This window comes from Streptomyces sp. CNZ301 (genome assembly GCF_004217425.1).
In genome coordinates this window covers 384,126-404,438 of sequence record NZ_SHLG01000002.1, presented here as the reverse complement: position 1 = coordinate 404,438, position 20,313 = coordinate 384,126, and the positions used below count along the sequence as shown (strand labels likewise).

Annotated in this window: 17 protein-coding genes; 15 read left to right on the top strand and 2 right to left on the bottom strand. The window is 71.3% G+C overall.

What is annotated here, in order from left to right; all coding sequences use genetic code 11:
* Window positions 1–77: 77 nt before the first annotated feature.
* The gene (galE, locus tag EV375_RS25965) at window positions 78–1,070 is read right to left on the bottom strand and encodes a UDP-glucose 4-epimerase GalE (RefSeq protein ID WP_130302366.1); all 993 of its coding nucleotides are present in this window, start codon (window positions 1,068–1,070) and stop codon (window positions 78–80) included.
* A 381-nt stretch (window positions 1,071–1,451) separates the two neighbouring features.
* On the opposite strand from galE, the gene EV375_RS25960 reads away from it, so the two are divergent.
* The 15 genes from EV375_RS25960 (at window position 1,452) to EV375_RS25890 (ending at window position 19,104) form a co-directional block, all read left to right on the top strand.
* On the top strand, window positions 1,452–3,377 hold the full coding sequence (locus EV375_RS25960; RefSeq protein WP_130302365.1) for a CDP-alcohol phosphatidyltransferase family protein: 1,926 nt from the start codon (window positions 1,452–1,454) through the stop codon (window positions 3,375–3,377).
* A complete protein-coding gene (locus EV375_RS25955; RefSeq protein WP_130302364.1) occupies window positions 3,374–4,126 on the top strand; it encodes a phosphocholine cytidylyltransferase family protein in 753 nt (250 codons plus the stop codon). The genes EV375_RS25960 and EV375_RS25955 overlap by 4 nt, the downstream gene beginning before the upstream one ends.
* Window positions 4,114–5,175 (top strand): iron-containing alcohol dehydrogenase family protein, encoded by a 1,062-nt coding sequence (locus tag EV375_RS25950; RefSeq protein WP_130302363.1) that lies wholly within the window; start codon window positions 4,114–4,116, stop codon window positions 5,173–5,175. The genes EV375_RS25955 and EV375_RS25950 overlap by 13 nt, the downstream gene beginning before the upstream one ends.
* The gene (locus EV375_RS25945; RefSeq protein ID WP_130302362.1) at window positions 5,153–5,932 is read left to right on the top strand and encodes a CDP-alcohol phosphatidyltransferase family protein; all 780 of its coding nucleotides are present in this window, start codon (window positions 5,153–5,155) and stop codon (window positions 5,930–5,932) included. Before EV375_RS25950 ends, EV375_RS25945 begins: the two co-directional genes overlap by 23 nt.
* A gap of 14 nt (window positions 5,933–5,946) precedes the next feature.
* The gene (locus tag EV375_RS25940; protein WP_130302361.1) at window positions 5,947–6,855 is read left to right on the top strand and encodes a glycosyltransferase; all 909 of its coding nucleotides are present in this window, start codon (window positions 5,947–5,949) and stop codon (window positions 6,853–6,855) included.
* 67 nt (window positions 6,856–6,922) lie between these two features.
* The gene (locus EV375_RS25935; protein WP_130302360.1) at window positions 6,923–7,864 is read left to right on the top strand and encodes an ABC transporter permease; all 942 of its coding nucleotides are present in this window, start codon (window positions 6,923–6,925) and stop codon (window positions 7,862–7,864) included.
* Window positions 7,851–8,684 carry an ABC transporter ATP-binding protein gene (locus tag EV375_RS25930; protein WP_055486633.1) on the top strand — a complete coding sequence of 278 codons (834 nt, stop codon included), beginning with the start codon at window positions 7,851–7,853 and terminating at the stop codon, window positions 8,682–8,684. The genes EV375_RS25935 and EV375_RS25930 overlap by 14 nt, the downstream gene beginning before the upstream one ends.
* Window positions 8,685–9,363: 679 nt before the next feature.
* Window positions 9,364–10,278: a squalene synthase HpnC gene (gene hpnC / locus EV375_RS25925; protein ID WP_130302359.1), complete on the top strand. Its 915-nt coding sequence runs from the start codon at window positions 9,364–9,366 to the stop codon at window positions 10,276–10,278.
* 7 nt (window positions 10,279–10,285) lie between these two features.
* The gene (gene hpnD / locus EV375_RS25920; RefSeq protein WP_130302358.1) at window positions 10,286–11,227 is read left to right on the top strand and encodes a presqualene diphosphate synthase HpnD; all 942 of its coding nucleotides are present in this window, start codon (window positions 10,286–10,288) and stop codon (window positions 11,225–11,227) included.
* Window positions 11,224–12,801: a hydroxysqualene dehydroxylase HpnE gene (hpnE, locus tag EV375_RS25915; RefSeq protein ID WP_130302357.1), complete on the top strand. Its 1,578-nt coding sequence runs from the start codon at window positions 11,224–11,226 to the stop codon at window positions 12,799–12,801. Before hpnD ends, hpnE begins: the two co-directional genes overlap by 4 nt.
* A complete protein-coding gene (locus EV375_RS25910) occupies window positions 12,798–13,868 on the top strand; it encodes a polyprenyl synthetase family protein (protein ID WP_130302356.1) in 1,071 nt (356 codons plus the stop codon). The genes hpnE and EV375_RS25910 overlap by 4 nt, the downstream gene beginning before the upstream one ends.
* Window positions 13,869–13,917: 49 nt before the next feature.
* Window positions 13,918–15,930 (top strand): squalene--hopene cyclase, encoded by a 2,013-nt coding sequence (gene shc, locus EV375_RS25905; protein ID WP_130302355.1) that lies wholly within the window; start codon window positions 13,918–13,920, stop codon window positions 15,928–15,930.
* Window positions 15,927–16,619: a phosphorylase family protein gene (locus EV375_RS25900; protein WP_130302354.1), complete on the top strand. Its 693-nt coding sequence runs from the start codon at window positions 15,927–15,929 to the stop codon at window positions 16,617–16,619. Before shc ends, EV375_RS25900 begins: the two co-directional genes overlap by 4 nt.
* Window positions 16,620–16,626: 7 nt before the next feature.
* A complete protein-coding gene (hpnH, locus tag EV375_RS25895; protein WP_130302353.1) occupies window positions 16,627–17,640 on the top strand; it encodes an adenosyl-hopene transferase HpnH in 1,014 nt (337 codons plus the stop codon).
* A gap of 81 nt (window positions 17,641–17,721) precedes the next feature.
* Window positions 17,722–19,104, top strand: coding sequence for a class-III pyridoxal-phosphate-dependent aminotransferase (locus EV375_RS25890; RefSeq protein ID WP_130302352.1), 1,383 nt, complete (start codon window positions 17,722–17,724; stop codon window positions 19,102–19,104).
* Between the two features lie 21 nt (window positions 19,105–19,125).
* Here EV375_RS25890 and EV375_RS25885 read toward each other — a convergent pair whose 3' ends face one another.
* Entirely contained in the window at window positions 19,126–19,917 is a 792-nt protein-coding gene (locus EV375_RS25885; protein WP_165434854.1) for a tyrosine-protein phosphatase, read from the bottom strand.
* Between the last annotated feature and the right edge of the window lie 396 nt (window positions 19,918–20,313).

The following is a 20,313-nucleotide window of genomic DNA, read 5'->3' as shown; positions in this document are numbered from 1 at the left end:
ACCGTTGTCATGTGCCGTGACCTGCGGTTTCCGTCCGGGGGCGGGCAGCGCAGAGGATCAGCGGACGCCTCGCGTGATCAGCGTGCGCCGGGGTGCCGCAGGCACCAGCCCTCCCACGCGGAGGTGATCATGCCGCGAACGCTGTGGCGGGCCGCCCAGCCCAGCTCCTTCTCGGCGAGCTGTGCCGAAGCGACCACGCGCGCCGGGTCGCCGGGCCGCCTGGGAGCGACTTTCGCCGCAGGCTCCCGCTTCCCCGTGACCTCGGCGACGAGATCCGCCATCTCCCGTACCGACAGCCCCCTGCCCGTGCCGATGTTCACGGTGAGATCGCCGCCGCTCCCGGACGCCGGCAGCCTGCGGGCCGCCGCGAGGTGTGCCTCGGCCAGATCCTGGACGTGGATGTAGTCGCGCACGCACGTGCCGTCCGGGGTGGGGTAGTCGTCACCGAAGATCAGCGGGGCCTCGCCGCGGGTGAGCGCGTCGAAGAACATCGGCACGATGTTGAAGACGCCGGTGTCGGCCAGCCGCGGCTCGGCGGCGCCCGCGACGTTGAAGTAGCGCAGACAGGCGGTGGACAGGCCGGCGGCCCGGCCGGTGGCGCGCACGAGCCATTCGCCCGTGAGCTTCGTCTCACCGTAGGGATTCATCGGCACGCACGGCGTCTCCTCGGTGACCAGATCGACGTCCGGAGTGCCGTAGACAGCGGCTGAGGAGGAGAAGACGAAGCGGCGCACCCCCGCCGCGACGACCGCCTCCAGCAGCACCGTCAGCCCGTGCACGTTCTCCCGGTAGTAGCGCAGCGGCTGCTCGACGGACTCCCCGACCTGCTTGCGGGCCGCGAGATGCACCACTCCCGTGATGCCGTGCTCGGCGAACGTGCGGTCCAGCAGCTCCCGGTCCAGCACCGAACCCCGCACCAGTACGGGCTGTGGCCCCGGCATCCCCTCCAGGCGCTCCGGCACCGCCGCCGAGAGGTCGTCCAGGACGACCACCCGCTCCCCGGCCTCCGCCATCGTCCGCGCGACGTGCGCCCCGATATAACCGGCCCCGCCTGTGATCAACCACGTCATGACGGCAGACTATCCGCCGGCCGGGAGGCCGTTCCGCGCTCCGTGCACGCCGGTGCAGGCCGCCGCTCCGCTCGCGGCGGGCCCGCCGCAGGGCACCACCCGAACGAGTCCCCGGCGGCGCCGGTGGTGTGCGCAGGGGACCGGAAGCCGGAAGCGGCGGCGGCAGGACCGCATTTTGCGCTCCGTCCAAGATCGACCATGCTGTGCTCCGGCAGTGCAACCCCCGCACGGTGAACGCGCGATGAAAGCGCGCCCGTGCGATCCGATAGCCTCTGCCGACGCGCCGCCCGCCACCGTACGGGCCACGGCGCACCCTGCCCGCTGCCCGGCCCTCCCCAGGCCGGAAGACGCGCTGTGCCAGCGTCCAAGGAGTGAGTTCGACTGTCGACCGCCATCCTCACCGGTCCGCCGGTCGCGGGGTCGCCGCTGGAGGGCGACCTGCGGTCGCTGGGGTTCGACGTCCAGGTCGCCGCGGAGACGGGCCAGGTGGCCGCGGCAGTGGCCGCCGCCCCCGCGGGAGCGCGGGTCGCGCTCGTCGACCCGCACTTCGTCGGTCACCGCCACAGCCTCCGGCTGGCGCTGACCGACCCCCGCTTCGCGGCGGGCGCCGTCACCGGGGCCCTGTCCGTACAGGCGCAGGCCCGCGGCGCGCTGACGCGTGCCCTGCACGAAGCGGACTCCGCGGGCTCCGGCGCCGCCCCCGACGCGTCGGGCCCCGGACCTGACGACGAGGGCGCGGTCACCGCACCGCCGCGCACCCTGCCCGACGCCGTGGCCGGGGCGCTGGAAGCCGGCGACGTCGACGTGCACCGCCCGGAACTGGGTCCGCTCGTCGCGTCCGTCCCGGTGGGCGAGGAGGCACGCGCGGCCGCACGCAGCGCGGTCGACGGCGTGGACGACGAGGCGGTGCGCCTGCGCAACGCGGTGAAGTCGCGGGACGGCTTCTTCACCACCTTCTGCGTCAGCCCCTACTCCCGCTACATCGCCCGCTGGTGCGCACGCCGCGGCCTCACCCCGAACCAGGTCACCACCGCATCCCTCGTGACCGCGCTGATCGCGGCCGGATGCGCCGCGAGCGGCACGAGGGCTGGTTTCGTCGCCGCCGGGGTGCTGCTGATCGCCTCCTTCGTGCTGGACGCGACCGACGGGCAGCTCGCACGCTACGACCTTCAGTACTCCACTCTCGGCGCCTGGCTCGACGCCACCTTCGACCGGGCCAAGGAGTACGCCTACTACGCGGGCCTCGCCCTCGGCGCGGCCCGCGGCGGCGACGACGTATGGGCGCTGGCCCTCGGAGCGATGGTGCTGCAGACCGTCCGCCACGTCGTGGACTTCTCCTTCAACGAGGCCAACCACGACGCCGTCGCCAACACCAGCCCCACCGCGGCCCTTTCCACCAGGCTCGACGACGTCGGGTGGACGGTGTGGCTGCGCCGCATGATCGTGCTTCCGATCGGCGAACGCTGGGCCCTCATCGCGGTGCTGACCGCCTGCACCACGCCCCGCATCACCCTCGTAGTGCTCCTCGTGGGCTGCGCCCTCGCCGCCTGCTACACCACCGCGGGCCGCGTGCTGCGCTCACTCACGCGCAAGGCCCGGCGCACCGACCGCGCCGCCCGTGCCCTGGCCGACCTCGCCGACAGCGGCCCCCTCGCGGAGGGTTTCGCGGCCCTGGCCCGCCGCGCCGGGGGTCCCCCCGCCGGAGGCAGGGGGAGTGAGGCTCCGGCATACGGGCCTCCGGCCGTCGCCTTCCTCGGCGCCGCCGGGCTGCTGGCCACAGCGCTGTGGACGCCGCTGGGCAGCGTCTGGCCGTGCGTGGCCGCGCTCGTCTACACCTTGACCTCCGGCTTCGCCGTCGCCGCCCCGCTGCGGGGCCCACTGGACTGGCTTGCCCCGCCCGTCTTCCGTACTGCGGAATACGTGCTCGTGCTTGTCCTTGCGGCACGGGCGGAACAATCAGGGGTGAACGGCGCGCTGCCCGCCGCTTTCGGGCTGGTGGCGGCGGTCGCCTACCATCACTACGACACGGTGTACCGCATCCGCGGCGGCACCGGCGCGCCTCCGCACTGGCTTGTCCGTGCGACCGGGGGTCACGAAGGACGAGCCCTGGTCGTCGCCCTCGCCGCGGCCCTCTGGGCCTCCGGCGCAGGCCGCGGCCCGGAGCAGGGCCCAGGCCCGACAGGTTTCACCATCGCGCTGACCACGCTCGCCGTGGTCGTCGCGGCAGTGGTGCTCATCGAGAGCATCCGTTTCTGGGTGTCCTCCAAAGCACCCGCCGTACACGACGAAACAGGAGAACCCGCATGATCGGCCTCGTGCTGGCCGCCGGCGCCGGACGGCGTCTGCGCCCCTACACCGACACCCTTCCCAAGGCACTCGTGCCGGTGGGCCCCGAAGGCGACGAGGAGTCGCAGACCGTCCTCGACATCGCCCTGGCCAACTTCGCGGCCGTCGGCCTCACCGACGTCGCCGTCGTCGTCGGCTACCGCAAGGAAGCGGTGTACGAGCGCAAGGAAGCCCTGGAGAAGCGGCACGGCGTCAAGCTCACCCTCGTCGACAACGACAAGGCCGAGGAGTGGAACAATGCCTACTCCCTGTGGTGCGCACGCGACGTGATCAAGCAGGGTGCGCTGCTCGCCAACGGCGACACCGTCCACCCCGTATCCGTCGAGAAGACCCTCCTCGACGCCCGCGGCAACGGCCAGAAGATCATCCTCGCCCTCGACACGGTCAAGCACCTGGACGAGGAGGAGATGAAGGTCGTCACCGACCCGGAGAAGGGCGTCCAGCAGATCACCAAGCTGATGGACCCGGCCACGGCGAGCGGCGAGTACATCGGCCTCACCCTCATCGAGCCCGAGGCCGCCGAGGAGCTGGCCGACGCGCTGAAGACCACCTTCGAGCGCGACCCGCAGCTCTACTACGAGGACGGCTACCAGGAGCTGGTCAACCGCGGCTTCAAGATCGACGTCGCGCCGATCGGCGACGTGAAGTGGGTCGAGATCGACAACCACGACGACCTCGCAAAGGGCAGGGAGATCGCATGCCAGTACTGACCCGCCTCATTCCGTCGCCCGTCGTCGTCGACATCAGCCGCGGCGCCCTGGACGACCTGGCGGGCCTGCTGGCCGATCAGCGGATCTCCTCGAACGGCAGGCTGGCCTTCGCCATCAGCGGTGGCTCGGGCGCGGCTCTGCGTGAGCGCTTCGCCCCCGCCCTCCCCAGCGCCGACTGGTACGAGGTCGGCGGCGGCACCATCGACGACGCCATCAAGCTGGCCGACTCCATGAAGTCCGGGCGCTACGACGCGGTTGTCGGCCTGGGCGGCGGCAAGATCATCGACTGTGCCAAGTTCGCGGCGGCGCGCATCGGCCTGCCGCTGGTCGCGGTGGCCACCAACCTCAGCCACGACGGCCTGTGTTCGCCGGTCGCCACCCTCGACAACGACGCGGGACGGGGCTCGTACGGCGTGCCCAACCCGATCGCCGTCGTCATCGACCTCGACGTCATCAGGGAGGCACCGGCGCGGTTCGTACGCTCCGGGATCGGCGACGCGATCTCCAACATCTCCGCGGTGCGGGACTGGGAGCTCGCCCACACGGTGCGCGGTGAGGACATCGACGGCCTCGCAGCCGCCATGGCCCGCCAGGCGGGGGAGGCCGTGCTGCGGCACCCCGGCGGTGTCGGCGACGACGCGTTCCTCCAAGTCCTCGCCGAGGGGCTGGTGATGACCGGGATCTCGATGTCGGTCGCCGGTGACAGCAGGCCGGCCTCGGGTGCCTGTCACGAGATCAACCACGCCTTCGACCTGCTCTACCCCAAGCGCGCCGCCAGCCACGGCGAACAGTGCGGTCTCGGGGCGGCGTTCGCCACGTTCCTGCGGGGCGACCGGGAGATGTCGATGCTCATGGTCGAGGTGCTCCAGCGCCACGGCCTTCCCGTATTGCCTCACGAAATCGGCTTCGACGAGGACGAGTTCGTGAAAGTGACGGAGTACGCCCCGGAGACCAGGCCCGGGCGGTACACCATCCTCGAACACCTCGACCTGTCCGCCGACCAGATCAGGGACGCATACCGCGACTATGCACAAGCCATCAGTAGCTGAACTCCGTCCGGTCGTTCACCCGGAGGGCGTGAAGGACAGGCGCAGCGGTGAGCACTGGGCCGGGCGGCTCTACATGCGCGAGGTCTCCCTGCGCGTGGACCGGCACCTGGTGAACACCGGGGTCACGCCCAACCAGCTGACCTACCTGATGACTCTCGCAGGTGTCCTCGCCGCCCCGGCACTGCTGCTGCCGGGGATCGGCGGGGCCGTGCTCGGCGTGGTGATGGTCCAGCTCTACCTGCTGCTCGACTGCGTGGACGGCGAACTCGCCCGCTGGAAGCAGCAGTACTCGCTCGGCGGGGTCTACCTGGACCGGGTCGGGGCCTATCTGTGCGACGCCGCCGTGCTGCTGGGCTTCGGCCTGCGCGCCGCGGACCTGTGGGGCGTCGGCCGGATCGACTGGCTGTGGGCCTTCCTGGGCACCCTCGCCGCGCTCGGTGCCGTACTGATCAAGGCCGAGACCGATCTGGTCGGCGTGGCCCGCCATCAGAGCGGACTGCCGCCCGTGAAGGAGGCCGCGAGCGAGCCCCGCTCGTCGGGGGTGGCGCTGGCCCGGAAGGCCGCCGCCGCGCTGAAGTTCCACCGGCTGATCCTCGGGATCGAGGCGTCGCTGCTCATCCTGTTCCTCGCGGTTCTGGACGAGATCAGAGGGGACCTCTTCTTCACCAGGCTCGGTGTCGCCGTGCTCGCCGGCATCGCCGTCGTCCAGACGCTGCTGCATCTGGTGTCCATCCTCGCCTCCAGCAGGCTCAAGTGACGGAGGGAGCCACCATGCCGCAGCAGAGCCCGGAGCGATCCGCACAGACCCCGAGGCTCGGCGCCGTCATCCTCACGATGGGCAACCGTCCCGAGGAACTGCGGGCGCTGCTCGACTCCGTCGCCAAACAGGACGGAGACGCGATCGAGACCGTCGTGGTCGGTAACGGTGCGCCGCTGCCGGCGTTGCCGGAAGGTGTACGGACGGTCGAGCTTCCGGAAAATCTCGGCATCCCCGGAGGCCGGAACGTCGGCATCGAGGCCTTCGGCCCGTCGGGCGCCGAGGTCGACGCCCTGCTCTTCCTCGACGACGACGGACTGCTTCCGGACACCGGCACCGCCGAGCTCGTGCGCGAGGCCTTCGCCGCCGACCCGTCGCTGGGCATCATCAGCTTCCGCATCGCCGACCCGGACACCGGTGAGACACAGCGCCGCCATGTGCCCAGGCTGCGCGCCGCGGACCCGATGCGCTCCTCCCGGGTCACGACCTTCCTCGGCGGCGCCAACGCCGTCCGTACGAGGGTCATCGCCGAAGTCGGCGGACTGCCGGACGAGTTCTTCTACGCCCACGAGGAGACGGACCTTGCCTGGCGGGCCCTGGACGCGGGCTGGTCGATCGACTACCGCGCCGACATGGTGCTGCACCACCCCACGACGGCGCCCAGCCGGCACGCGGTCTACCACCGCATGGTCGCCCGCAACCGCGTCTGGCTCGCCCGCCGGAACCTGCCGGCCCTGCTCGTACCCGTCTACCTCGGCGTCTGGCTGTTCCTCACTCTCGCCCGCCGCCCCTCGCGCCCGGCCCTGCGCGCGTGGCTCGGGGGATTCCGGGAGGGGTGGGCCGAACCGTGCGGCCCGCGCAGGCCGATGCGCTGGCGTACCGTGTGGCGGCTGACCCGACTAGGTCGCCCGCCCGTGATCTGACAAGCTCGTCTCAAGCACCATCACTTCTTCCAGTTCACTTGCGCGTGTGAGGACGAAAGTTTCCAACGTGACCGAGACAACGCACGGCGGTGCTGTGGGCGTGAAGCCTCCGCCCACCCCGGACGACCGTCTGTCCCCGGCCGACCTGGCGGCCAAGTACGGGCTCTCCGTGAGCGGTGCCCGGCCCTCGCTGCCGGAGTACGTGCGGCAGCTCTGGGCGAGACGCCACTTCATCCTGGCCTTCTCCAGGGCCAAACTCACCGCTCAGTACAGCCAGGCGAAGCTGGGCCAGGTGTGGCAGGTGGTCACGCCCCTGCTGAACGCCGCTGTCTACTTCCTCATCTTCGGCGTGATCATGGGCGGCCGTAAGGGCATCCCGGGCGGTCAGGAGAACTACATCCCGTTCCTCGTGACGGGTGTGTTCGTGTTCACCTTCACCCAGACCTCGGTGCTCAACGGGGTGCGCGCCATCTCCAGCAACCTGGGCCTCGTCCGCGCGCTCCACTTCCCGCGGGCCTCCCTGCCGATCTCCATCTGCCTGCAGCAGCTCCAGCAGCTGCTGTACTCGATGATCGTGCTGGTCGTCATCCTCGTCTCGTTCCGGCACTTCCCGGCCTGGTCCTGGATGCTGATCCTCCCCGCGCTGCTCTGCCAGTTCCTCTTCAACACCGGGCTGGCCCTGATCATGGCGAGGCTGGGCAGCAAGACCCCGGACCTGGCCCAGCTGATGCCGTTCATCACACGGACCTGGCTGTATGCGTCCGGCGTGATGTTCTTCCTGCCGTACCAGCTCTCGAGGATCGACGCACCGGCCTGGATGGTCGACGTCCTCCAGGCGAACCCGGCGGCCGTGTACATGGACCTGATCCGGTTCGCGTTCATCGACGGCTACCCCGCCTCGTCCCTCCCGCCGCACGTGTGGGCGCTCGCGCTCGGCTGGGGCGTGCTCGCCGGCATCGGCGGATTTGTTTTCTTCTGGAAGTCGGAGGAGCGTTATGGCCGTGGCTGAGGACACCCAGGAGAAGACAGATGTGATCCACCAGGCGGAGGGCCCCGCGACGGAGAAGCCGTGGGTCCCCACCGTCATCGCCGAGGACCTGCACATCGTCTATCGCGTCTACGGGGGCGCGAAGGGCAAGGGCAGCGCCACGGCGGCTCTGAACCGCATCATCCGGCGCAAGCCGGGCGGTGGCAGCGTCCGGGAGGTGCACGCGGTCAAGGGCGTCAGCTTCACCGCCTACCGCGGCCAGGCCATCGGCCTGATCGGCTCCAACGGTTCGGGCAAGTCGACGCTGCTGCGGGCCATCGCGGGCCTCCTGCCCGCCGAGAGCGGCCGCGTCTACACCAACGGCCAGCCGTCGCTGCTCGGTGTCAACGCCGCGCTGATGAACGACCTCACCGGCGAGCGGAACGTCGTGCTCGGCGGGCTGGCCATGGGGATGTCCCGCGAGGAGGTCGCCGAGCGCTACCAGGGGATCGTCGACTTCTCCGGCATCAACGAGAAGGGCGACTTCATCACCCTGCCGATGCGCACGTACTCCTCCGGCATGGCGGCCCGGCTGCGGTTCTCCATCGCCGCCGCGAAGAACCACGACGTGCTGATGATCGACGAGGCGCTGGCGACGGGCGACAAGAAGTTCCAGCGCCGCTCGGAGCAGCGCGTCCGGCAGCTTCGGGAGGAGGCCGGCACGGTCTTCCTCGTCAGCCACAACAACAAGTCGATCCGCGACACCTGCGAGCGGACGCTGTGGCTGGAGAAGGGCGAACTCGTGCACGACGGCCCGACCGAGGAAGTGCTCAAGGAGTACGAAAAATTCACGGGCAAGTAGGCCCGCTCACGCGCGCCACCGCGAGCTGAGGCGGCGGCCGGCCCGGACCTGGTTCCGGACCGGCCGCCGCTTTCCGTGCGGGGGCCGGCCCTGATCGGACGGTCCTCGCACGTGGTCTCCTGCGCCGGTGCCGTGCCTCGCGGGCCCCTGCTCGTGCCGGGCGGGCCGGACCCCGCACGGTCCGGGGCTGCCGTCTCTTCCGGGCCGAGTCTGCCGGGCAGCTTCCCCAGCACCGGAACCGCCGTGTCGGCCACGGCGCGGATCGCCGGGCCCGCCGCCCGGGCCGCACATCCGCAGAAGCCGCAGCTCGCTGATGGCGAAGGCGAAGCAGCTTCCGCCCGGAGCCCGCCGCCGACGTCACGGTCCGCCCGGTGCGGGAGTGGCCGCGCGTGACGGCTGCCGCGTCCCTGCCCGCCGGGAGACGCATGCCGTGGCCGAGCGCGCCTTCGCCGGCCCCGTCGCGGGATCCGCCAGGCCGAGCGCCCGCCGGCGCGTGTGCCGCCCTCACCGGCAGCCCCGGCGGGCCGGACCCGCGCCCCCTGCCTCCCCGTTCGGCGCCGCGCGTGGGGCTGCTACGGACCGCCCCTCACCGCCGTGCTGGAGCGGCGTGTCCGAAATAGGATGTTTTGACCCAGCGGTGTAGAAACGGAGATGTGACGGCAATGGCTTCTGGCAGCACGTGGTGAGCGCGGAGGCGGACGCCCATGCGCGTGCCGTCCTCGCCAAGGCCACGCGGGAGAACTTCCCAGTGGCGCCCGGATTCCTGCCGCGCGAGTGGCGCTACGACCTGATGGCCGTGTACGGGTACGCCCGGCTCGTCGACGACATCGGCGACGGCGATCTCGCCCCCGGCGGCCTCGACGCGAAGTATCTGGGGCTCGGCCCCGAATGGGGCAGCGAGGCCGGAGCCGACCGCCTCGCGATGCTCGACGCGTTCGAGGCCGACCTGCGCGGCCTCTTCGAAACCAGACGTCCCGCCCCCGCGCATCCCCTGCTGCGGGCCCTCGCTCCGACGGTGCGCCGCCGGAACCTGACGCCCGAACCGTTCCTCGCCCTCATCGAGGCCAACCGCCAGGACCAGAAGGTCCGCCGCTACGCCGACCACGCCGAACTGCTCGGCTACTGCGAGCTGTCCGCCAACCCCGTGGGCCACCTCGTCCTCGCCATCACCGGAACCGCTACCCCCGAGCGGATCCGTTACGCGGACGACGTGTGCACCGGGCTCCAGATCGTCGAACACCTCCAGGACGTCGCCGAGGACCTCGGCCGCGACCGCATCTACCTGCCCGCCGAGGACATGGCCCGCTTCCACGTCACCGAGTCCGACCTCGCCGCCCCGAGCGCCAACGCGTCGGTTCGCGCCCTGCTGGCCTTCGAGGCGGACCGTGCCCGCGTGCTGCTCTCGTCGGGCGACCCGCTCGCCGCCAGCGTCCGCGGGCGCCTGAGGCTGCTGCTCGCGGGCTTCACCGGCGGTGGACGTGCCGTCCTCCGCGCCCTCCGCCGTGCCGGTTACGACGTACTCCCAGGACCTCCCCGGGCCACCACGCGCGGGCTGCTGCGCGAGGTGGCCGCAACCCTGCGACGAGAGGGGTGAGCGGACCGTGGACAGAGCCCGGCCCGTACCGTACGTGCCGCCGTCGGTGGCCGCCGCGTACGACTACTGCGAGTCCGTCACGGGCCAGCAGGCCCGCAATTTCGCCTACGGAATCCGGCTGCTCCCGACCGGGAAGCGCCGGGCGATGTCCGCGCTCTACGCATTCTCACGGCGCGTCGACGACATCGGCGACGGCCCTCTCGACCAGTCCGTGAAGATCGCAAGGCTGGAGCAGACCCGCGAGCTGCTGGGACGCATCCGTGAGGGCGGCATCGACCAGGACGACACCGACCCCGTCGCGGTCGCGCTCAGCGACGCGGCACGCCACTACCCCGTCCCACTGGGCGGGCTCGACGAACTGATCGACGGAGTCCTGCTGGACGTGCGCGGCACCAGGTACGACAGCTGGGAGGAGCTGGAGGTGTACTGCCGGTGCGTGGCCGGTGCGATCGGCCGGCTCTCTCTCGGCGTCCTCGGAACTCTTCCCGGTGTGGGGGACTCGGTCCGCGCCCCCGAGTACGCCGACACTCTCGGCCTGGCGCTCCAGCTCACCAACATTCTCCGGGACCTCCGGGAGGACGCCGTTCACGGACGCACGTATCTTCCTGCCGAGGATCTCGAGAAGTTCGGCTGCTCCGCCGACTTCCACAACGGCGAGGCGAAGCCCGGAAGCGACTTCCGGGGGCTCGTCCATCACGAAGTGCAGCGCGCCCGCGCCCTGTTCGCGCAGGGGTACCGGCTGCTGCCGTTGCTCGACCGCAGATCCGGCGCCTGTGTCGCCGCCATGGCCGGCATCTACCACCGTCTGCTGGAACGTATCGCCGCCGATCCGCACGCGGTGCTGCGCGAGCGTGTCTCGCTCCCGAACAGGCAGAAGGCGTACGTCGCCGTGCGTGGGCTCACCGGCGTCGACGCGCGGCACGCAGCGAGGCGGAGCGCACGCGCATGACCGGATCCGAGACCGGGCTGGGGGCCACTCACGCCACCCGCGAACGTCGTGCCGTCGTCGTCGGCGGCGGGATCGCCGGAGCCACAGCAGCGCTCCGGCTCGCCGACGCGGGCGTGCCCACCACCCTCCTCGAGTCGCGTCCGCGGCTGGGCGGCCTCGCCTTCTCCTTCCGCCGCCACTCGCCGGCCGGCCCGCTCACCGTCGACAACGGGCAGCACGTGCACCTGCGTTGCTGCACCGCCTACACCTGGTTCCTGCGGCGGATCGGCGGCGTGAGTCTCGCCCCGCTGCAACGCCGACTCGATGTGCCCGTCCTCGACGTGGCAGGCGCCCGGCCCCTGTTGAGCAGGCTGCGACGCAACTGCCTGCCCGTACCGATGCACTTGGCCGCGTCACTGGCCACCTACCGGCACCTCACGCCGGCCGAGAGAGGCAAGGCGGCCCGCGCGGCGCTCGCGATGGGCGCACTCGACCCGGCCGATCCGGCCCTGGACGACGTCGACTTCGCGACCTGGCTGCGGGCGCAGGGCCAGAGCGACCGTGCGATCAGCGCGCTGTGGGACCTGGTGGGCACCGCCACGCTCAACGCCCGTGCTTCGCACGCCTCGCTGGGCCTCGCCGCGACGGTCTTCAGAACGGGACTGCTCTCCGCGCCGGGCGCCGCCGACATCGGGATCTCCCGCGTGCCGCTGGGTCACCTTCACGACACGCTCGCCCGCGAAGCCCTGCGCGCGGCAGGCGTGAACGTCGTCACGCAGACCCGCGTCCGTGCCGTCGCCGCTACGCCCGGCGGAGGCTGGACCGTGTCCGCCGGCGACGGGCGGGGGGTGGCCGCGGAGCACTACGCAGACGCCGTCGTGCTCGCCGTGCCCCAGCGCGAGGCGCACGAGCTGCTGCCGGAGGGGGCGCTGCCGTCGCCGGGCAGGCTGCTGCAGATCGGTACGGCCCCGATCCTCAATCTCCACGTCGTCTACGACCGCCGTGTGCTGCGCCGGCCCTTCTTCGCCGCGCTCGGATCGCCCGTCCAGTGGGTCTTCGACCGCACGGGCCCCTCGGGCCTCGGCGGCGGCCAGTACCTCGCCGTCTCCCAGTCGGCCGCGCACGGGGAGATCGACCGGTCCGTGGCGGCCCTTCGCGAGCGGTACCTGCCGGAACTGGCGCGGCTGCTGCCCGCTGCCCGCACCGCCCGCGTCGTCGACTTCTTCGTCACCCGCGAACGCACGGCCACCTTCGACCCTCGCCCCGGCGTCGGACGGCTGCGCCCCGCCTCCCGCACCGCGGCGCCTGGTGTCTGCCTCGCCGGAGCTTGGACCGATACTGGCTGGCCGGCGACGATGGAGGGCGCCGTACGGAGTGGAATGACCGCCGCCCGGGAAGCTCTCACTGTCATGGGCCACCGGTACGACAATGATCAGGTGCCCGGCACCACACGAAAGGGCGGTGGCATGATCAGCGCCGACACAGACGGCACGTCCGGCCGACGCAGACGGACAACACCGCAGAACTCCCCCACAGCAGCACCGCGGTCAGCGGTACCCGCACGCACGGCACCGAACGCAGAGGAGACCCCGTGACCACGGCGAACCAGCACACCGTCGTCGACAACACGAGCGTCAGCGCTCTGCTGGAGCGAGGCAAGCGGCTCGCCACCCCGCTGCTGCGCGCCGCGGTCGAGCGGCTCGCTCCACCGATGGACACCGTCGCCGCCTACCACTTCGGATGGATCGACGAGACCGGACGCCCCTCGGCGGCCGACGGCGGCAAGGCCGTACGCCCGGCGCTCGCCCTGCTCTCGGCCGAGGTCACCGGGGCGCCACCGGAGACCGGCCTGCCCGGCGCCGTCGCCGTGGAGCTGGTGCACAACTTCTCGCTGCTGCACGACGACCTGATGGACGGGGACGAGCAGCGGCGGCACCGCGACACCGTCTGGAAGGTGCACGGCCCGGCTCAGGCGATCCTCGTCGGCGACGCGCTCTTCGCCCTGGCCAACGAAATACTGCTGGAGGCGGGCACCCCCGAGGCCGGCCGCGCGACACGGCGGCTGACGCGGGCCACGCGCAAGCTCATCGACGGGCAGGCGCAGGACATCTCCTACGAGCACCGCGAGCAGGTCACGGTCGAGGAATGCCTGGAGATGGAGGGCAACAAGACCGGCGCGCTGCTGGCCTGCGCCGTCTCCATCGGCGCGGTGCTCGGCGGGGCCGACGACCCCACGGCCGACGCGCTGGAGTCCTACGGCTACCACCTCGGGCTCGCCTTCCAGGCCGTCGACGACCTGCTCGGCATCTGGGGCGACCCCGGTGCCACGGGCAAGCAGGCCTGGAGCGACCTGCGCCAGCGCAAGAAGTCCCTGCCCGTGGTGGCCGCACTCGCCTCGCCCGACCCGGCCGCCACCCGTCTGGCCGAACTGATGAGGGCGGACGCGAAGAAGAGCCAGGCCGAGATCGAGGACTTCGACGAGGCCGAGTTCGCCACGCGTGCCGCGCTGATCGAGGAGGCGGGCGGCCGCGAGTGGACCTCGGGGGAGGCGCAGCGGCAGCACGCCACCGCCCTCGCGGCCCTCCAGCCCCTCGACCTGCCCGCGCACGTGCGCGATCAGCTGACCGCGCTGGCCGACTTCGTCGTCGTACGCCAGCGATGACCGCACCCCGGCGCTCGCCGCGTCGCCGGGTCCTCTGGAAGGTAATGAGATGACAGCGACGACGGACAGTGGCGCCGGGGCGATGGCCACTGCGGTGCCGGCGGCTCCCGAGAGCCTCGCGGGCCGCGCGGAGCACGCGACCGCCCTCGCCGTGGAGAACCTGCTCGCCAGGCAGGACGTGGCGGGCTGGTGGAAGGGCGACCTGGAGACCAACGTCACCATGGATGCCGAGGATCTGCTGCTGCGGGAGTTCCTCGGCATCCGCGACGAGAAGACGACGCGGGAGGCGGCCCGCTTCGTTCGGTCCCGGCAGCGGGAGGACGGCACCTGGGCGACCTTCCACGGCGGGCCGGCAGACCTCTCCACGACCGTCGAGGCGTACGTCGCGCTCCGGCTCGCCGGCGACCCCCCGGACGCACCGCACATGGCGCGGGCCTCGGCATGGGTGCGCGAGCAGGGCGGAGTCGTCGCCAGCCGGGTCTTCACCCGGATCTGGCTGGCGCTCTTCGGCTGGTGGCGCTGGGCAGACCTGCCCGAGATGCCGCCGGAGATGATCTGGCTGCCGAAGTGGTTCCCGCTCAACATCTACGACTTCGGCTGCTGGGCCCGGCAGACGATCGTCCCGCTGACCGTCGTGTGCGCGAAGCGCCCCGTCCGTGCGGCACCGTTCTCGCTGGACGAGCTGCACCGCGACCCGGCCCGCCCGAACCCTCCCCGCGCCATGGCGCCTGCGGCCACCTGGGAGGGCTTCTTCCAGCGCCTCGACCGGAGCCTGCACGCCTACCGCAGGGTCGCCTCCCGCTCGCTGCGCCGGGCCGCGCTGCGCAGTGCCGCCCGGTGGATCGTCGAGCGGCAGGAGAACGACGGCTGCTGGGGCGGCATCCAGCCTCCCGCCGTGTACTCGCTGATCGCTCTGCGCCTGCTCGGCTACGACCTGGACCACCCGGTCATGCGGGCGGGCCTGGCGGCCCTCGACAACTTCACCGTCCGCTACGGAGCGGACCGGGTCGGCGGGGCAGGCGAGGAGCAGGACGGCCCGATGCGGATGGTCGAGGCCTGCCAGTCCCCGGTATGGGACACCTGCCTGGCCACCATCGCTCTCGCCGACGCCGGCCTGGCCCCCGACCACCCCGCGCTCGTCAAGGCGGCCGGCTGGATGCTCGGCGAGCAGGTCCTGCGGCGGGGCGACTGGTCCGTACGCAAGCCCCAACTGCCGCCGGGCGGCTGGGCGTTCGAGTTCCACAACGACAACTACCCCGACATCGACGACACCGCCGAGGTCGTCCTCGCCCTGCGCCGCGTACGCCACCACGACGAGGAGCGTGTGGAGACCGCCGTACGCAGGGCCGTCCGCTGGAGCCTGGGCATGCAGTCCAGGAACGGTGCCTGGGGCGCCTTCGACGCCGACAACGACAGCACCTTCCCCAACCGGCTTCCCTTCTGCGACTTCGGCGAAGTCATCGACCCGCCCTCCGCCGACGTCACGGCGCACATGGTGGAGATGCTCTCCGCCGAGGGCAGGCGCGACGACCCACGGGTGCGCAGGGCGGTCTCCTGGCTGCTGTCCGAACAGGAGGTCAGCGGCGCCTGGTTCGGACGCTGGGGCGTCAACTACATCTACGGCACCGGCTGCGTGGTGCCCGCGCTCGTCGCCTCGGGGCTCGCGCCGTCCCACCCGGCCGTCCGCCGCGCCGTCTACTGGCTGGAGAGCGTCCAGAACGGGGACGGCGGCTGGGGCGAGGACCTGCGCTCCTACCGTCCCGGCCATGAGCGCGAGTGGGCCGGACGCGGCACCTCGACCGCCTCGCAGACCGGCTGGGCCCTGCTCGCACTGCTCGCGGCGGGCGAGCGGGACTCGATGGCGGTGGAGCAGGGGATCAACTGGCTCGTGCGGACGCAGCGAGAGGACGGCACCTGGGACGAGCCGCACTTCACCGGCACCGGATTCCCGTGGGACTTCTCCATCAACTACCACCTCTACCGGCAGGTCTTCCCGCTCACCGCACTGGGCCGCTACCTGCACGGCCCGGGCACCGGAGCCGGGCGGCAGGAAGAGAGATGACGGTCTCCGGTGACCGCGGCCCCCTCCTGATCGCCTGCGCGATGGGCATCGAGCGGCTCGCGCTGCGTCGCTTCGGCGTCATCCCGGAAGGGGCGGCCGGCCCGGTCACCGTACTGCGCACCGGAATGGGGCCGCTGGCCGCCGAGCGCGCGGTCGCCAGGGCGCTGCGGGACGAGCCGGAGGCCGGCGGCACCGCCGTGGTGGCGACGGGATTCTGCGCCGGGCTCCTGCCCGGCATGCATCCCGGCGACCTCGTCGTGGCCGACGAGACGCGGGACGCGTCGGGCCGTACGGAGTGCACCGGCACGGAGCTGCTGGCCGAGGCGCTGCGCCCGTACGGAACGGTGCACGTGGGACCGCTCGCCGGTTCCGCGCACATCGTGCGCGGACCCTCACGCTCCGCTCTGCGCACCGCCACCTCCGCGGTCGCCGCCGACATGGAGTCGGCCGCCACGCTCCGCACCGCCACGACGCCCGCCGGACGGCGCGGCGCGCGCGGCGGGCCGGACCCCTCGGCGCCGGGGCGCAGACGTCCCGTTGCGGCCGTACGGGTGGTGGTGGACGCGCCCGGACATGAACTGATCCGTCTCGGGACACTGCGAGGTGGAATATCGGCATTCCGCATGCTCAGCGGAGTTGTGCCCGCATTCCTCGAATGGCACCGATCCTTGCTGCTCCCCTGGAGGTGAGCGAGTCATGGCCATGCCTCTGCGTCAGACCGTCCGAATCGGCAGCTACCTCTTCCGGCAGAAGCTGCGAGGCCGCGAGAAGTTCCCGTTGATCGTGGAGCTGGAACCGCTGTTCGCGTGCAACCTGAAGTGCGAGGGATGCGGGAAGATCCAGCACCCCGCGGGACTCCTCAAGCAGCGGATGCCGGTGGCGCAGGCCGTGGGCGCGGTGATGGAGTCCGGTGCGCCGATGGTCTCGATCGCCGGCGGCGAGCCGCTGATGCACCCCCAGATCGGTGAGATCGTCAGGCAGCTGGTGGCGAAGAAGAAGTATGTCTTCCTGTGCACCAACGCCATGCTGCTGCGCAAGAAGCTGGAGGAGTTCACACCCTCCCGCTACTTCGCCTTCGCGGTGCACATCGACGGGCTGCGTGAGCGGCACGACGAATCCGTCGCGAAGGAAGGCGTCTTCGACGAGGCGGTCGAGGCGATGAAGGAGGCCAAGCGGCGCGGGTTCCGCGTCACGACCAACTCCACTTTCTTCAACACCGACACGCCTCAGACCGTCATCGAGGTGCTCGACTTCCTCAACGACGACCTGAAGGTGGACGAGATGATGATCTCGCCCGCCTACGCGTACGAAAAGGCCCCGGACCAGGAGCACTTCCTGGGTGTCGAGCAGACCCGCGAGCTGTTCCGCAAAGCCTTCGAAGGGGGCAACAGGCGCCGCTGGCGGCTCAATCACAGCCCGCTCTTCCTCGACTTCCTCGAAGGCAAGGCGGACTTCCCCTGCACGGCCTGGGCGATCCCCAACTACTCCCTCCTGGGCTGGCAGCGGCCCTGCTACCTGATGAGCGACGGCTACGTGACCACGTACAGAGAACTCGTGGAGGAGACCGACTGGGAGGCCTACGGCCGGGGCCGTGACGCCCGCTGCGCCAACTGCATGGCGCACTGCGGCTACGAGCCCACCGCCGTGCTGGCCACCATGGGTTCCCTCAAGGAGTCGCTCCGCGCGGCCCGGGAGACCGCACGGGCCTGAGCCCGTACCTCCGCGGCGCGGCGTCACGCGGTGCCGCCCGTATCACCATGAGGCAACCGACACCGTGAAGGGGGCCGGGAGATGAGCGACTTCGACCTCATTGAACTGCTGGCGCAGCGCGGAGCCGAGCGGTACGAGCTGCACGCGCGGCACCTCAACCACCAGCAGTTGCGCATGCTGCGGACCATCGGCTTCGACAAGGCCTACGAACGGGCCGAGGGTGCATGGCTCTTCGACGCCGAGGGGCGCGATTACCTCGACATGCTCGCCGGGTTCGGCGTGATGGGGATCGGACGTCATCACCCCGTGGTGCGGCAGGCACTGCACGACGTTCTGGAGGTGCAGCTCGCGGACCTGACCCGCTTCGACTGCCCCCCGCTGCCGGGGCTCCTCGCGGAGCGGCTTCTCGCCCACGCGCCCGGGATGGAGCGGGTGTTCTTCGGCAACAGCGGCACGGAGGCCGTCGAGACGGCGCTGAAGTTCGCCCGGTACGCCACCGGCCGCCCGCGCATCCTCTACTGCGACCACGCCTTCCACGGGCTCACCACGGGTTCGCTGTCCGTCAACGGGGAGGCGGTCTTCCGGCGCGGGTTCGACCCGCTCCTGCCGGACACGGCCGTGCCGCTGGGCGATCTGGAGGCTCTGGAGCGGGAGTTGAAGAGCGGCCGGGTCGCGGCGCTCATCGTCGAGCCGATCCAGGGCAAGGGCGTGCACCCCGCGCCGCCGGGATATCTGGCCGCCGCCCGTGAACTGCTGCACCGCCACGGTGCGCTGCTGATCGTGGACGAGGTGCAGACGGGGCTGGGGCGCACCGGGGACTTCTTCGCCCACCAGCACGAGCCGGATGTGCGGCCGGACCTCGTGTGTGTCGCCAAGGCGCTCTCCGGGGGCTATGTGCCCGTCGGCGCGACGCTCGGGAAGGACTGGATCTTCAAGAAGGTCTACTCCTCGATGGACCGGGTGCAGATCCACTCGGCCAGCTTCGGGGCCAACGCACAGGCGATGGCCGCCGGACTGGCGACCCTGGCCGTGCTGGAGAACGAGGACCTCACCGCCAGGGCCCGCCGCACGGGCGACCTGCTGCGCGGCCGGCTCGCGGCGCTCGTCGGGGAGTACGAGATGCTGTACGAGGTGCGCGGGCGCGGCCTGATGATCGGCATCGAGTTCGGCAGGCCCGAGTCCCTGAAGCTGCGGGGGCGTTGGACGATGCTCCAGGCGGCGCGCAAGGGACTGTTCGCGCAGATGGTGGTGGTGCCGCTGCTCCAGCGGCACCGCATCCTCACCCAGGTCTCCGGCGACGAACTCGAAGTCATCAAGCTCACGCCGCCGTTGGTGATCGGCGAGCCGGAGGTGGACCGGTTCGTCCATGCCTTCAAGGAGATCATGGACGAGGCCCACGGCGGTGGCGGCCTGATGTGGGAGTTCGGGCGGAACCTGATCAGACAGGCGGCGGCGAACCGCTGACGAGGCAGGCTCCGCCCCGCGTCAGCCGTCCTCCAGCAGCTTCTCCCGGAGGCTCTCGCGGGTGGCCCGCTCCAGGCCGAGCCCCTCGGTGAGGTACGGCTCGACGCCGCCCCACATCTCGTCGATGGTGTTGAGGGCGGCGTGCAGATAGGCGACGCGCGCGTCGAAGAGCGGTGAGAGCAGTTCCGCCACCTCGGGGGAGACGGTTCCGTTCGAACCGCGGTGCATCTTGTAGCGGCGGTGCGGGGAGTTGGACTGCAGATAGTCCTCCTCGATCGCCTCCTGCTCCACGCCGAGAGCCAGCAGTGTCACCGCGACGGAGAGGCCGGCACGGTCCTTGCCCGCCGCGCAGTGCATGAGCGCGGGGACGCTGTCCTCCGCGAGGGCGTGCAGGATCCGGCTGTGCTCCGCCGTGCGGTTCTTGACCATCGAACGGTACGAGGCGATCATGCGGGCCGCGGCCTGGCCGTCGGAGAGAACCGTCCGCAGCTGTTCCAGCTCGCCGTCGCGCACCATCTTCCAGAACTCGGCGCCGTCCGCCGGGTCGGACAGCGGGATGTTCAGGTTGCGCACGCCCGGCAGGTCCACGTCCGGGCCCTCGAGGGCCTGGTCGGCGGAGTTGCGGAAGTCGAAGACGGTGTGCAGGCCGAGGCCGCCCAGGAAGGCGGCGTCCTGCGGCGTCGCGTGGGCGAGGTGGCCGCTGCGGAAGAGCATCCCGTGCCGCAGGCGGCGCCCGTCCGCCGTCGGGATTCCGCCGAGGTCGCGGAAGTTGCGTACCCCGGTCAACGTGGGTTCGGTGGACTGCTGGCTCACGGATGCTCCTCGTCTGTGCGACAGCCGATGCCCGATCCGACGATACGACATGGGGAGGCTCGTGAACGGAGCACGCAGGCGGGAAGTGACACATGGTGCCCGGCCGGACGCGGAGGGTGGCGCCGGTGTCCGCCCGTGCGGTGGAACGCCTCCCGGGGGGTCGATTTCCGGCCCATTGTGCGAGCTTGTGAATTGAGTGGCGAGTGCGTGTGCGCGCGGTGAATATGCCTGCGTCAGCAAGCGTTCACGGGTCCCCGATATGTGCGTATGGGCACTTGGCCCCGGTTCGCCTTCCGAAACCGGGCGGCCGGATTTATTCCGATCCGGAAACGGTTCGTCATGATGGTGATCGTGCCGCCCGGTACGGTCGGCCAGCATTCCCAACAAGGCCGTGGC